This is a genomic window from Streptomyces sp. NBC_00249, from assembly GCF_026342355.1.
In the GTDB taxonomy this organism is placed as follows: domain Bacteria; phylum Actinomycetota; class Actinomycetes; order Streptomycetales; family Streptomycetaceae; genus Streptomyces.
In genome coordinates this window covers 1,166,339-1,180,398 of the sequence record NZ_JAPEMV010000001.1, presented here as the reverse complement: position 1 = coordinate 1,180,398, position 14,060 = coordinate 1,166,339, and the positions used below count along the sequence as shown (strand labels likewise).

General features: G+C 70.5%; 11 protein-coding genes and 2 pseudogenes. 8 read left to right on the top strand and 5 right to left on the bottom strand.

Features of this window, described 5'->3' with window-relative positions; translation table 11 throughout:
• Positions 1–99: 99 nt before the first annotated feature.
• Positions 100–1,173, bottom strand: a complete 1,074-nt coding sequence (locus OOK31_RS05305; RefSeq protein ID WP_267011141.1) for a tyrosine recombinase XerC — start codon at positions 1,171–1,173, stop codon at positions 100–102.
• Between the two features lie 556 nt (positions 1,174–1,729).
• Between OOK31_RS05305 and OOK31_RS05300 the strand changes: the two genes are divergently transcribed.
• Together OOK31_RS05300 and OOK31_RS05295 are read left to right on the top strand one after the other, a co-directional pair.
• Positions 1,730–2,035 (top strand): helix-turn-helix transcriptional regulator, encoded by a 306-nt coding sequence (locus tag OOK31_RS05300; protein WP_267011140.1) that lies wholly within the window; start codon positions 1,730–1,732, stop codon positions 2,033–2,035.
• A 31-nt stretch (positions 2,036–2,066) separates the two neighbouring features.
• Positions 2,067–2,459, top strand: a pseudogene (locus tag OOK31_RS05295) (cation transporter); the annotation flags it as partial.
• Positions 2,460–2,581: 122 nt separating this feature from the next.
• Here OOK31_RS05295 and OOK31_RS05290 read toward each other — a convergent pair.
• Positions 2,582–3,895 (bottom strand): hypothetical protein, encoded by a 1,314-nt coding sequence (locus tag OOK31_RS05290; protein WP_267011139.1) that lies wholly within the window; start codon positions 3,893–3,895, stop codon positions 2,582–2,584.
• A 209-nt stretch (positions 3,896–4,104) separates the two neighbouring features.
• The gene (locus tag OOK31_RS05285; RefSeq protein ID WP_267011138.1) at positions 4,105–5,013 is read right to left on the bottom strand and encodes a LysR family transcriptional regulator; all 909 of its coding nucleotides are present in this window, start codon (positions 5,011–5,013) and stop codon (positions 4,105–4,107) included.
• Between the two features lie 272 nt (positions 5,014–5,285).
• On the opposite strand from OOK31_RS05285, the gene OOK31_RS05280 reads away from it, so the two are divergent.
• From OOK31_RS05280 to aspA, 5 genes are all read left to right on the top strand, one after another.
• Positions 5,286–6,080, top strand: coding sequence for a gamma-glutamyl-gamma-aminobutyrate hydrolase family protein (locus OOK31_RS05280; RefSeq protein ID WP_267011137.1), 795 nt, complete (start codon positions 5,286–5,288; stop codon positions 6,078–6,080).
• 31 nt (positions 6,081–6,111) lie between these two features.
• Entirely contained in the window at positions 6,112–6,843 is a 732-nt protein-coding gene (locus tag OOK31_RS05275) for a FadR/GntR family transcriptional regulator (RefSeq protein WP_078613352.1), read from the top strand.
• On the top strand, positions 6,840–8,279 hold the full coding sequence (locus OOK31_RS05270; RefSeq protein ID WP_257553328.1) for an amino acid permease: 1,440 nt from the start codon (positions 6,840–6,842) through the stop codon (positions 8,277–8,279). Before OOK31_RS05275 ends, OOK31_RS05270 begins: the two co-directional genes overlap by 4 nt.
• 91 nt (positions 8,280–8,370) lie before the next feature.
• Positions 8,371–9,387, top strand: coding sequence for an asparaginase (locus OOK31_RS05265; protein ID WP_267011136.1), 1,017 nt, complete (start codon positions 8,371–8,373; stop codon positions 9,385–9,387).
• A gap of 56 nt (positions 9,388–9,443) precedes the next feature.
• Complete coding sequence (aspA, locus tag OOK31_RS05260) at positions 9,444–10,853, top strand: aspartate ammonia-lyase (protein ID WP_267011135.1); 1,410 nt, start codon at positions 9,444–9,446, stop codon at positions 10,851–10,853.
• An 18-nt stretch (positions 10,854–10,871) separates the two neighbouring features.
• Here the strand turns inward: aspA and OOK31_RS05255 are convergent.
• Together OOK31_RS05255 and OOK31_RS05250 are read right to left on the bottom strand one after the other, a co-directional pair.
• Positions 10,872–11,231, bottom strand: a pseudogene (locus tag OOK31_RS05255) (transposase); the annotation flags it as partial.
• 230 nt (positions 11,232–11,461) lie between these two features.
• Complete coding sequence (locus OOK31_RS05250) at positions 11,462–12,808, bottom strand: hypothetical protein (protein ID WP_052872400.1); 1,347 nt, start codon at positions 12,806–12,808, stop codon at positions 11,462–11,464.
• Positions 12,809–12,988: 180 nt separating this feature from the next.
• Here OOK31_RS05250 and OOK31_RS05245 point away from each other — a divergent pair, with 180 nt between their 5' ends.
• Positions 12,989–14,008, top strand: coding sequence for a LacI family DNA-binding transcriptional regulator (locus tag OOK31_RS05245; protein ID WP_267011134.1), 1,020 nt, complete (start codon positions 12,989–12,991; stop codon positions 14,006–14,008).
• The last annotated feature ends 52 nt before the right edge of the window (positions 14,009–14,060 follow it).

The window sequence follows — 14,060 nt, the reverse complement described above, 5'->3', positions numbered from 1 at the left end:
TATCCAGACAATCCCGGTGCCCCGCACTGGGGGTCAAGGGGTCGCAGGTTCAAATCCTGTCGTCCCGACTGTGCTTTACGCACGTCGGAGGCCGTTCTCTCACACATGAGAGGGCGGCCTTTTCCATGCCCGGAATGCTGGTGGTCGCAGTGTGGTCGCACGCCCGCTTTGGGGTTGGTTGGCGGTGGGGTGGAAGCCGGTCGGGGCGGGGGAGCGGAACCGGTTGAGGGCTTCGCGAAGGTGCTGGATGTGGTCGCGTGGTGGTCGCAGCCGTTCCAGCCAGGCCCGTCGGTCGTTTCGCTTCTGGGCCCGGGTGAGGGTGTGGTCGATGGTGTCGACGGCTTCGCGGGAGGCTTGTTGGGTGAGGTGGCTGTAGACGTTGGCGGTGGTCGACAGGGTGGAGTGCCGCAGCGTCTTGGAGACCACCGTGAGGGGGACGCCGGCGGTGATGGTGATGGTGGCGGCCAGGTGCCGCAGGTCGTGAACGGTCACCCGCGGTACGCCAGCCTCTTTGGAGAGTTGCCGGAGCCGGTCGAGGACGGTGTGGGGTCGCAGGGGTAGGCCGTCGGGTCTGCAGAAGACGAGTCCGGTGAAGGGATCGCTGGGGTCGCTGTGGGGGCGGGCCCTTGACCGGGCCCGGTGCTCGAGTGCGGTGGCGACGCGGGGTGAGACGGCGACCCAGTTCCGGCTGGTACGGGTCTTGGGCGTGGTGATGACGAGGTGGTTGTTGTCGATCGCGGAGAGCGTGCAACGTACATAGAGGACACGCTCGGCCAGGTGGACATCGTCCCAGTGAAGCCCCAAGGCCTCTCCTTTGCGCATGCCGGTGCCGATGAGGAGCTCGACCAGGTCGGCCATGTCCGGGTCTGCCTGATGGCAGTGCTGGAGGAAGCGGACGGCCTCGTCCGCGGTCCAGATCCGTCGCTCGGGCGACGGTGGCCGGTGAAGTGGCGGGGGACTGGCGGGGTTGTGGGCGAGGCGATGCTGGCGGACCGCGTCACCGAGAGCGCTGGAGAGGGTGGCCAGGCAGCGGTAGAGGGTGGTCTTGCCGCGGCCTGCGGCGAGCTCGCCGGTGACGAACGCGGCGATGTGACGGTGTCCGAGCTCGTCCAGCTTCAGGGTGCCGAAGGCCGGGACGAGGTCGTTGTGGACGTAGTCCCGGTATCGCGCCATGGTGGTCGTTTGAGCACGAGAGCCTTGGCGGCGAGCCAGGCGGTCAGGCTCCGAGCTGGTGGTGCAATGTGTCCCGGCAGCCACACCTCCGGTAGATGCGGCCGCGGTCGCCGGTGGTACGCATGAAGATCGCCTCCAGGAGGCGGAGGAAAGGTCGACACCTCCAGCTCGTGCGGCCATCTGCGACCACCACGACACATGCGCCCCGTGTGACCTGCGCCTTCCCCTTGTCTTTGCGCCAAGGGCAGCGCCTTGACTTACCTCCGCAGACGCCCAGGAGATGCTTCGTCTGCTGGCGGTACAGACGCCGCACCAGGCTGACCAGCCATAATGGCGGACGCTGGGCCAAGTTCCCGCCTCCTGGCCCGCGAATGGTCTCCGGATCTTGGGGGGCGATACGAGCAGCGCCAGCGTGGTCAGCAGCACGCCGTACGGGCACGTGCCGCGCATGGGTGACGACGTACTCGGGCGGCCCCGCAGGAGAAGTGGCTAGCTGCCGAATCGGCCGGCGGCGGGCACGACGGGAATCGGGATCTCGAAGCGGACCGTCCCGTAGGTGCTGACAATCGCCTCCGACATCGAGGTGCTGGCGCGGTTCGGCCGCGCCCTCGCCGACCCGATCCGCTGCCGCATCCTGCTCGCCCTGTGCCAGGCTCCGGCCCATCCCGCCGAGCTGGCCGACCCGCTGGGCATCTCCCGGACCCGGCTGTCGAACCACCCGGCCTGCCTGCGCGACTGCGGTCTTGTCGTCACGGTCCCGGTCGGCCGCCGCACCCGCTACGAACTCGCCGACGAGCGCCTCGGCCACGCCCTGGACGACTTGCGCACCGCCGTGGTCGCCGTCGAGGCCGACCGTGCGTGAGCGGACGCCGAGGAGAAGGGTTGCTGTTGAGATGGCTGCGGAGATATCCATTGGCCCGGCCCCGGCCCGCCGTGACGCCCTCGCGAAGCGGATACAGCTGCTGGTCGCGGCCACCATCCCCTACAACGTTGTCGAGGAGGTCTCCTCGGCCGCCGCGGTCGCCTGGCAGTTCTCCGGCCGCGACCACGCTGTCCGCGAGGCACGGGAGGAGACCATCCTACGGATCATCGCCTTCTCGTTCTTCGCGCTCGCCACGTACGTCGCCGTCGACGCCGTCCTGCCGCTCTCTGGCACCGGAGAGGCCGAGCGGTCCATCCCCGGCATCGTGCTCGCCGCTCTGTCCCTGGCCGTGATGCCGTTTCTGTCGGCCGCCCAGCGCGAGGCCGGGCACGAACTCGGCTCCGCCTCGGCGGTTGCCGACTCGGACGCTTCCAGGGTGCGAACACAGGCGACCACCGCGCTCCCGAGGCCGCCGCGACCAGTGCCTTCAGGTCCGGCTCCGGCTACCCCGCGCAGCGGTACTCGCAGCGGGCCGGCGGCACCAGCTCAAGGCCCCGGGCCGTCGCCTCGGTCTACGGACGGCCGTGGCGCTCGACGGGTTGCGGGTGTGGCCGTCGTCTGTTCGTCGGTCAGGCGGGCCCGCCAGTCGCTGACGTAGTCGTCGGGCATGGACGCCAGGCGGGCGATTTCCCCGTCGCTGCGCCCATCGGACCAGGCCAGGATCCGTGTCACGGTGCGGTTCCGTGCCGCGCGGAAATCCTTGAGCATGTTCTCGAGGCGTTCGACTTCCTCGGCTTCGCGGACGAGCTGCTGGTCGACGGCGGAGCGTTCCTCGGCGCGCAACCGGCGCAGATGGGCGTCCAGGCCCGTCAGGACCAGACCCTCCTCGTGCGCGGAGTTCTGGAACCCTTCGGCCAAGGCCGCCAGCACGCAGTCGGGGACGTCGGCGAGGGTGGCCCCGGGGGGCTTGGCCGCTTCCCAGGTGCCCCGACCCGCCTCTGTCGTCTCCAGCCAGACGCGGGCGTCTGTCGGAACACGGTCGCCGCACGCCTGCGCGCGGTAGGCGTACAGGGCGGCACGGTGGCCGTAGAAAGTGAAACCGTCCTCGATCTGCCGGTCGGCGGCGCGGCACATCCGCCCCGGTACACCGCCATAGCCGCTCTCGGGACTGTAGTCGGCGTAGGCATCGAGTTCCGCGTCCGTGGCCCGGCCCCAGGAGGGATCGCACAGACCGGGGTTCATGGCGAGGAACGCGCCGACCTCGACACGCCAGGCAGGGATCGGTGTCGTGCGCAGCCTGGGCCAGCGGAGATCGCCGGAGGGGTCGAAGGTGTGTGTCGCGGCCTGCTCGATGTCGTCCCAGGCGGTGGCGGCCTCGGCCGACCACTCCAGTTCGTCGTCCGGTCCGATGCGGTGGATGGAGTCCACGAGCCGCTGCACGGCGGGGAGTATGCGCAGGGCGAGCGCGTGCAGTTCCTCAGCGGTGAAGAAGCGCCAGGAGCAGCCGCGCTGTTCGTCATGGGTCAGGTGGCCGAGCAGCTGCACCATGCTTCCGGAGGCCGGGACGGCCCCGTCGCCGAGTGCCCTGCGGGGGAGGCCGGGGAGTTGGCTGCCGAGGTCTTCGGACGGGGCCCGCCAGTCGATGTCGCCGAACCATACGGCGCCGTCGCGTGCGTCCACTGCCAGCCACTGGTGGTAGCCCGCACCCGGGCCGTAGCGCTGCTCCTGCTGCTCGGCATGCTCGTCGTGCCATACGTACTCGCCCGGAGGCGGGTCCAGCTCCACGGCCATGAAGCCGTCCTCGGGGCGGTAGCCGGTGAGGACGCGGGCCGTTCGCGGCGCACTGTCGGCGGCGGTCATGAGGGGTTTCCTCTCGATGGAACGTCAACCACCGCAAACGTAGGGCGCCCATCACACAATAGTTTAACTTTCAGCCACCGCGTCCGGTAGTCGGACAGCCGGGAGACCTGGCGTCATCACCCGGTCTACGCGCGTGCGGCCGCCGTCAACTTGGCGCATTTCGCGTGGATTCACGCTCCGTTCACCTCCGGTAGCTGCCCGCCGCAGCCTCATGCGAGCGCGGCCAGCGCTTGCGCGGCGAGCATCTGCTCCAGGTCCAGGACGGCGCGCGGGGCGTGCCGGGTGTCGATGCGGACGGCGTAGATGAAGCGCGTCAACTGCGGCTCGGCCAGGGGGCGGGCCACGACCTGGGTGTTGGCGCGGGGCAGGGCGAGTTGCGGCATGACGGTCACGCACAGGCCTGCGGCCACGAAGCCGAGCACGGTGTTGAAGTCGTCCCCCTCGTATTGCAGGCGGGCCTGGAAGCCAGGCGTCTTGGCCATCTGGGAAAGCAGTTCCAGGCGCAGTGCGGCCTCCGGAGCCGCGATCCAGGTCTCGGACGCGAGGCTGGCCAGGTCGATGACCTCCCTGTCGGCCAGGCGGTGGTGTGCCGGGACCACGGCCACCACCGGATCCCGTGCGACCAGCGTCCGGCGCAGCATCCGGGGTGGCGGGACGGGGATGAAGTCGTAGTCGTAGCTGAGGGCCAGGTCCATGTCCCCCCGCTTGAGCCGGTTGTAGCAGGCCTCGGGTTCCAGCTGGCTGAGGCTGACCTGCAGGTGGGGGTAGGTCGCGTGGAGTTGGGCCAGCGCTTGCGGAACGATGCTGGTGGCGGCCGAGGCGAAGGCGCCGAGGCGGATCCGTCCGGCCGTACCCGCGCGCATGGCGTCGAGTTCCACCGATGCCGTCGCCAACGCGTTGCGGACGGCCTGCTCGGCGTCGAGAAGGACTTCGCCGGCCGGTGTGGCGCGCACGGGCCGGCGCTCCAGCACTCTCAGGCCCGCGCGGCGTTCGAGTTCGGCGATCTGCTGGGAGACCGCGGGCGCGCTGTAGCCGAGCTCGCGTGCGGCGGCGTTGAAGGAGCCGTGCCGCACGACGGCTTCGAGGGTGGCGAGCAGACGGGGGTCGAGTCCGTGCACGGAGTTAAGGCTCACTTATCTGTCGCGAAGATGTGTTTTCTTGTGATTGCGGATGAACGCCAGCAGGATTCTTGCTCGCGGCAAGAAAAACGCAAGCCCGCGCTCCCGGATCGTGACCGCCCCTCCACCTTGTCGCCGGGGCGCCCTCCGCCAGTGCCCCGTCCGCCCCGTCCGCCTTTTCTGCCGCAGCCCGCCGTGGCCGGGGACGTCCGGCGGGGCGGGTGTGCACCCGGCCGTCGACGATCACCCCTCACGCCCTGAAAGGAAGTGGTATGCCCCAGCCACCACTCATCGGACTCACCACCTACCTGGCCGACGCCCGGTGGGGCGAGTGGGACCTGCCCGCCGCAGTGCTGCCTGCGGCCTACGCCGGCTGTATCCAGGCCGCGGGCGGCCGGGCCGTCCTGCTGCCGCCGGACGCCCCGTCGGCAGCGGCGGATGTGGTCGCACGTCTGGACGCGATCGTCCTGACGGGAGGCGAGGACGTGGATCCCGCCCTGTACGGCGCCCGGCCCCACCCGCGCACGGGGCCGCCGGTCCGCGAGCGCGACCGGTGGGAGCAGGCTGTACTGGCCGCCGGTCTCGCCCGCGACATACCCGTGCTCGGAGTGTGCCGGGGTATGCAGCTGATGAACGTACACGCCGGAGGCACCCTCATCCAGCACCTGCCCGACAGGGTGGGCCATCACGGCCACAACCCCTACCGGGGCCACTTCTGTGCCCACACCGTCACCACCGCGCCGGGGACCCGGATCGGCGCCCTCCTGCCGGGGACCCGCGAGGTCGCCACGCACCATCATCAGGCCGTGGATCGCCTCGGCTCCGGGTTCATCGTGGCAGCCCGTGCGGCGGACGGCACCGTCGAGGCGATCGAGAGCAGCCGGCACCGCTTCGCCGTGGGCGTCCAGTGGCATCCGGAGATGGGTGTCGACACGCCGGTGGTGCACGCCCTGGTGGATGCCGCCGGTTCCGCCGCAGACACCGATCGGGCGGCTTCGGTGGCAGGACGGAAAGTGCGCACGGTACGAAACTCGCCGGGCCGGACTTTCCCGACACAGGTGTCTTGACACCCTCCGGCGCACCCATCAGGATCACACCGTGAACCTGTCAGACAGCCAGACAGGTGGCCAGGCCCCGCGGCGCGTCAGCGCGATGGAAGCGGTCTTCGGCCACCTGCGCAGCGCCATCGAGCGCGGTGAGTACGTCGTGGGCGACAAGCTCCCCTCCGAAGCCGAGTTGTGCCGGACCCTGGAGGTCAGCCGGCCCGTGCTGCGGGAGGCGCTCCGAGCCCTCCAAGCCATCGGCCTGACCGCCTCCAAGAGCGGCAAGGGCACGTTCGTCCTGGCGAACACGGTCGAGGACCCCACCTTCGGCGACTACGTCGCCAGCGACCTGCTGGAGGTGCGCCGGCACGTCGAGATCCCGGTCGCCGGGTACGCCGCGCTGCGCCGCACCCCGGAGGACCTGGACCATCTGGGCCATCTGCTCGACCGGATGGAGCAGGAGACCGACACCACCGCGTGGGTGGCGATGGACACCGTCTTCCACCTGGCGGTGGCCGAGGCATCCCGCAACCCCGTCTTCCGCCGCGTCATCGAGGAGATCCGCGACGCACTGGCGCGTCAGTCGACCTTCCTCAACGAACTGGGCGGCCGGCGCGAGCAGTCCAACTGCGAGCACCGGGCGATCCTCGAGGCGCTGGCCGACGGTTCCGAGCACGACGCGGTGGAGGCCATGTCCCACCACCTCCTGCGGGTCGAGACGACCCTCACAGAAATCGTGCGCCCCCAGCGCGCGGCCACCTCCACGGAAGGCAGACCCGAGGCGTGAGCGAGCAGTTCCTCAAAGACGAGAAGCGCCCCACGACCCGTCACGTGGACGCCGGGGACACCGGCTACAGCAAGTCCTTGACACCCCGGCACGTCAACATGATCGCCATCGGGGGTGCGATCGGCACCGGGCTCTTCCTCGGCGCGGGCGGACGCCTCGCCGACGCCGGCCCCTCACTGTTCGTCGCCTACGCCGTCTGCGGGATCTTCGCGTTCCTCGTCGTACGCGCGCTCGGCGAGCTCGTCATGTACCGGCCGTCCTCCGGCGCCTTCGTCTCGTACGCCCGGGAGTTCCTCGGGGAGAAGGGCGCGTACACCGCGGGCTGGATGTACTTCCTCAACTGGGCGACCACCGGCATCGCCGACATCACCGCCGTCGCCACCTACACCCATTACTGGCGCCTGTTCTCCGACGTCCCGCAGTGGGTGATCGCGCTCATAGCCCTGGCCGTGGTCCTCACCGTGAACCTCATCTCGGTGCGGATCTTCGGCGAACTGGAGTTCTGGTTCGCCATCGTCAAGGTCGGCGCGCTGGTCGTCTTCATGGCCATCGGGATCTTCTTCCTCGTGACCCGGCACCCCATCGACGACGCCGTGCCCGGTCCGTCCCTGATCACCGACAACGGCGGGATCTTCCCCAACGGCCTGCTGCCCATGCTGCTGATCATCCAGGGCGTCGTCTTCGCCTACGCCTCCGTCGAGCTGGTCGGAGTCGCGGCCGGTGAGACCGAGAATCCCGAGGAGATCATGCCGAAGGCGATCAACTCGATCATGTGGCGCGTCGGCCTCTTCTACGTCGGCTCGGTCGTCCTGCTGTCGATGCTGATGCCGTGGAACAGCTACAGCGCCGGCCAGAGCCCGTTCGTGACCGTGCTCTCCCACATCGGCATCCCGGCGGCCGGCGACGTGATGAATCTGGTCGTTCTCACCGCGGCCATGTCCTCGCTCAACTCCGGCCTCTACTCCACCGGCCGCATCCTGCGCTCGATGGCCGTCAACGGCTCCGCCCCGAGCTTCACCGCCCGGCTGAGCCGCACCCAGGTGCCCTACGGCGGCATCCTGCTCACCAGCGGCATGTGCGTCCTCGGCGTCGGGCTCAACTTCGTCGTTCCGGCGGACGCGTTCGAGATCGTGCTCAACCTGGCCGCCATCGGCATCCTCGCCACCTGGGGCATGATCATGCTCTGCCACCTCCTCTTCTGGCGGAAGACCCGTGACGGCGAACTGACCCGCCCCTCCTACCGCCTGCCCGGCTCCCCGTGGACCGAACTCGTGACGCTGGCCTTCCTCGCCTCCGTCCTGGTCCTCATGTACGCCGACGGAGGAGCGGCGCGCACCACCGTGCTGTGCGTGCCACTGATCGCCGCGGCGCTGGTCGCCGGCTGGTACGCCGTCCGCGGCCGCGTGGCGCGCGCCGCCGCGAAGAGCGAGGGCTGAGCCGGGCGGCGGCAGGCCCGTTCCCCCCCCCGGGCCGGGCCTGCCGCCGGCCACCCCGGTCAGCAGCAACCCACCACCAAACGAGGCAGTGATGCGCAGGAGTCTCCTCGCGGACGCGCCCGCGATGCGCGAGCCCCAGCACGCACCCGTCGCCCACGTCACCCGGGGCGGCGTGATCGAGGGAGTCCACTACGGATCCGTCGTCGTCCTCGGCGGTAATGGCGACGTCCGGTTGAGCATCGGAGACATCGAGGCCGCCTGCTACCCGCGCTCAGCCCTCAAGCCGGTCCAGGCCCTCGCCATGGTGCGGGCCGGGCTGCCGCTCGACGGCGCCCTGCTCTCCCTCTCGATGGGCAGCCACTCCGGCGAGGAGCGCCACCTCGCAGGTACCCGGCAGATCCTCGAACTGGCCGGCCTCACCGAGGACGACCTGCGCAACGTCCCCGACGTGCCGTACGCCCCGGCGGTCCGGGATGCCTGGGTGCGCGAGGGCCGCGGGCCTTCCCGGCTCGCCCAGAACTGCTCCGGCAAGCACGCGGCGATGCTGTACCTGTGCAAGCTGGCCGGCTGGCCCCTGGAGAGCTACCTCGACCCGGGCCACCCGCTTCAGAGGGCGATCGCCGAGGTCGTCGAGGAACTCACCGGCCAGCACATCGCGAACGTCACCGTCGACGGCTGCGGAGCCCCGCTGTTCGCAGTGTCCCTGCACGGCCTGGCCCGCGCCGCCGCCCGCATCGCCACGGCCGGTCCGGACACCGCCGGGCGCCGGGTGGCGGACGCGCTGCGCGTCCACCCGGAGATGGCCTCCGGCACAGGGCGAGACACGGCCCAGCTGATGCGCGCGGTGCCCGGGCTGCTGGCCAAGGACGGCTTCGAGGGCGTCCAGGTGGCCGCGCTGCCAGACGGCCGCGCCGTCGCAGTGAAGATCGCCGACGGGGCGGACCGGGCGCGCATCCCGGTGACGGCCGCAGCCCTCGCCCGGGCGGGAGTCGAGCCGCGGCTGCTCGCCGGGTTCGAGGGCGAGCCGATGACCGGCGGCGGCCGGCCCGTCGGCGGCATCCGGCCGGTGGCGGCGCTGAACCCGCCCAGCATCCCCGCCACCGCCTGACTCCATCCCCTTTCACCACCTTGACCCACCCACCTCAGGAAGAGGGCCGCACACCCATGACCGCCGCCACCCGCAGCGAACACGACCTGCTCGGAGACCGCGACGTCCCCGCCGACGCCTACTGGGGCGTCCACACCCTGCGCGCCACCGAGAACTTCCCCATCACCGGGACGCCCATCTCCGCCTACCCGCACCTGATCGACGCCCTCGCCGCCGTCAAGGAGGCCGCAGCCCTCGCCAACGAGGAACTCGGCCTGCTGGAGCCCGCGAAGGCCGCCGCGATCGTCGCCGCCTGCCAGGAGATCCGCGGCGGGAAGCTGCACGACCAGTTCGTCGTCGATGTCATCCAGGGCGGAGCCGGCACCTCGACCAACATGAACGCCAACGAGGTCATCGCCAACCGGGCGCTGGAGCTGCTGGGCCATGCCAGGGGCGAGTACCGGCACCTGCACCCCAACGAGGACGTCAACCTCGGCCAGTCCACCAACGACGTCTACCCGACCGCCGTGCGGATCGCGACCGTCTCCGCGGTGCGCGGCCTGCTCGAAGCCATGGCCGTCCTCCAGGACACGTTCGCCCGCAAGGCCGTCGAGTTCCGCGACGTTCTGAAGATGGGCCGCACCCAGTTGCAGGACGCCGTGCCGATGACGCTCGGGCAGGAGTTCTCCGCCTTCGCCGTCATGCTCGACGAGGACCGCAGCCGGCTCGCTGAGGCCGTCGAGCTGATCCTGGAGATCAACCTCGGCGCGACCGCGATCGGCACGGGTCTCAACGCCCCCGCCGGATACGCCGAATCGGCCCGCCGCCACCTTGCCGACATCACCGGGCTGCCCCTGGTCACCGCGGCCAACCTGGTCGAAGCCACCCAGGACTGCGGCGCGTTCGTCCAGATGTCCGGTGTACTCAAGCGCATCGCCGTCAAACTGTCCAAGACCTGCAACGACCTGCGCCTGCTGTCCTCCGGGCCGCGCGCGGGCTTCGGCGAGATCAACCTGCCGCCGGTGCAGGCGGGTTCGAGCATCATGCCCGGCAAGGTCAACCCGGTGATCCCCGAGGTCGTCAACCAGGTCGCCTTCGAGGTGATCGGCAACGACATCACCATCACCATGGCCGCCGAAGCCGGACAGCTCCAGCTCAACGCCTTCGAGCCGGTCATCCTGCACTCGCTGTCGAAGTCCGTCACCCACCTGCGCGCGGCCTGCCTCACCCTCGCCGAGCGCTGCGTGGCCGGCATCACCGCCAACACCGAGGTGCTGCGGGCCACCGTTGAGAACTCCATCGGCCTGGTGACCGCCCTGAACCCGCACATCGGGTACACGGCCGCCACCGACATCGCCAAGGAAGCCCTCGCCAGTGGCCGGGGTGTGGCCGAGCTGGTCCTGGAGAGGGGCCTGCTGCCGGCCGAGAGACTCGCCGCCCTGCTGCGGCCCGAGGTGATCGCGGGAACCGGCGCGGCCATGGCCTGACACGGGTCCGCTGCCAGCTTACCGGCCGCGTGCGGCTCCGGCGCTGCTCCTCACTCCGGCCGTGGCCAGCCGTGGTGCGGAGGGTGGGGTGGAAGTGGCGGGATGGTGGCCGTTCCCGCTCCACGGCGATGCGCTGGGCGCAGCCGCCTGCGGGTGCGCGGACTCGTCCGAGCGGACGGCGACGACGTAGTCCAGCCCGCGTTCCGCCAGGCCGTGGCGGAACGCGGTGATCTGGCCGTAGCCGGCGTCGGCGACGATCACCATCGGCTCCAGGCCCCAGGCGACCGCCTCGTCAATGAGGTCCAGGGCCAGGCGCCATTTCTCCCGGTGCCCGACCTCTTCGGGTAGGCCGGCTTTTATGCGGCGCTCAGTGTCGTCCTGACAACGCCGCGAGGTGCCGTGCCGGGCGCCGCGACACGGTGAACCTTTCCGGTCACAGCACTAGGCGGAGCTGAACCCGCAGCGCCTGGCGATCGAGGCCAGCGGCAGTGCCGTGGAGACGAGGAGTTGTGCCGGTTCCTGGCGGGCGGTCGATGTCCTCGCACACCCGATTGAGCCTTTCCGGGGTCGTGCCGGGTGACGATCAGACGGGCGTGGGCTGTCGCCCGTCAGGGTGTTGTGGAGCCTGGCCAGATGGCCGAGGCGTCGTCGCGGTGCGGGTCGGGCAGCCGGATCGGGCGGACAGGGATGGTGCGTTCGCGGCCTTCGGTGGCGGCCGTCCACGGGGCGGGGTGCCCGGAGTAGCACAGGGTGGTCAGGACGAAGAGGCCGTCGGCGTAGACCTCGACGTACTCGCCAATGGTGAGGATGCGCAGCGTGGCGGCGGGTTCGGTCAGGACGGTCTCGCCGAGCCGGGTCCCCTCGGGGCCGGTGACCCAGAGGTTCTTGCCGTCGCAGCCGACAACGAGGGCGGGGCTGCCGTCCGGGGAATCGGTGCGGAGAATAACGTCGACGGGCCCGGTGAGGCCGATGTCGCCGACTGCGTGCGGGGCGGGGTGCTCCGTTTCCTCGCCGAGCCAGACGTCCAGGCCGGGCCACCATTCCAGGCGGGGCGTCGAACCGTCCAACATGACAAGGGACTTGGGCTGGGCGAGCATCCCGCGGCAGGTCTCGCCGGAGTCAGTGAGGCCGACCCGGCGAGGCGTAGTGTGCAGCACGACGCGGGAGCCATCGGGCGCGACGATGACGCGCGGGGCGTAGGCGCCGGCCGGGCCGAGGGGACCGCGGCGGGTCCAGGGCCCGCGCAGGCTGGGGGCGGTCCACGACTCGAAGCCGCGGGTCGCGCCGATGGAGCCGAGCAGCAGCCAGCTTCCGTCGTCGAGGCGTTCCAGGACCGGGCACTCCAGTTCATCGACGTCACCGGGGGAGATGAGCGGCGGATGGACGGTCCAGTGCTCCAGGTCCGCCGAGGTGGCCAGGGCGACACAGCCGCTGACCTCCACCGGGAGGGAGGCGTCGCTGGCGCAGACGACCATGACCCAGCCGTCCGACGCGTCATCGCGTACGACGAACGGGTCACGCCAGGCCATCTTCTCGCTGGTGCGGTACCAGCGCGGGTCCGCCTCGACGACCGGCCTGGTGCCATGGCGGCGCCAACCGGTGCCGTCCGTGCGGTCCGAGTACGCCAGTCCGACCGACTGGACCGGCCAGCCGCCCGGTGTGAGACCGAAGACGCCGGTGTAGAACATCGTCATTGCGTCGCCGTGCCGGATGGGGTGCATGGTCCACACGGCCTGCTGGTCGAAGCGGCCGGGCAGGCCGTTGCCGAAGGCGGTGCCCTGGGGCTGCCAGTGGACCAGGTCGGTGGAGGTTGCCCGGCCGTAGGAGGTCTCCATCCGCAGATGATCGAACTCCGTTGTCCAGGGCCCCTGCAGGTGCAGCACCGCGTATGTGCCGTCCTCGTCCCGCAGGAGGGCGAAGTCGTTCACGCAGAGGCCGGGCGGGGCGTATCGCATGCACATTCCTGTCGGCTCACAGCGCCCAAACGTATGCGCTGATGCTTGATAACAAAAAGGTCTCTCAAGGATCAGCCCAAGTAAATCCGAACGCAAACGCTTGCGCAACAACGAGGGCGGGTTTACGGTCACGTCACCTGCAGATCACATCGACGTGAAACCAACGGGAGGGAATGCGCCGTGACGGCCAGCATCACCGATGTCGCCCGCGCCGCCGGAGTCTCGACGTCCACCGTGTCCCGCGCGCTGCGCGGACGGCCGGGCGTGTCCGAGGAGGTGCGGACGCAGATCGCGGCCCTCGCCGCCCAGCTCGGCTACACCGCCTCGCGTTCCGCGTCGAGCCTGGCCAGCGGGCGCACCTTCACCATCGGGGTCGTGGTCCCGTACGTGGGCCGCTGGTTCTTCGGCACCGTGCTGGACGCCGCCGAGCAGGTCTTCAGCGCCGCCGGGTACGACGTGCTGCTGTACAACCTGGGATCGCCGGAGACACGCAAGCGTTTCTTCACCAAGCTGCCGGTCCGCAAGCGGGTGGACGCCGTGCTCTCGCTCCTCATCCCTGACGAGGAGGAGTCGGCTGCACTGCGTTCACTCGGGGTGCCGCTGGCCACCACGGTCGGCGGAGCCCGGCTCGGCTTCACCGTCGTCGGCATCGACGACCGGGCCGGAACGGAGAGCGCCGTACGCCACCTGGTGAACCTCGGTCACCGACGGATCGGGATGATCAGCGGGTCCAGTGGGCCGCTGCACTGGACCACCCCCGTCGAAAGGCGCAGCGCCTACCTGGACGTCCTGACCGATGCGGGGATAGAGCACGATGCGGCCCTGGAAGCGGACGGCGACTACACCGTCGAGGGCGGTGAGCGGGCCATGACCGAGCTGCTGGCTGTCTCCCGCCCGCCGACTGCCGTGTTCGCGCAGTCGGATGAGATGGCGATGGGCGCACTGCGCGCCCTGCGCCGCCACCGGCTGAAGGTGCCGGACGACGTGTCCGTCGTCGGCTTCGACGACCACGAACTCGCCGACGTGGTCGGACTGACCACCGTCGCCCAGCCGGTTGCCGACCAGGGCGCCGAGGCCGCCCGGCTGCTGCTGCGGCAACTGGACGAACCCGACGCCGAGGCGCCGGGGCTGGTGCAGATGCCCATCCGTCTCGTCCTGCGCGAGACCACCGCCCCGCCGCGCCTGCGCGGCCCGAGGTAACCCCCCGAGCGCCGCACCCCCACGCCCCGGAAAGCTCCCCCCGCACTTCGAA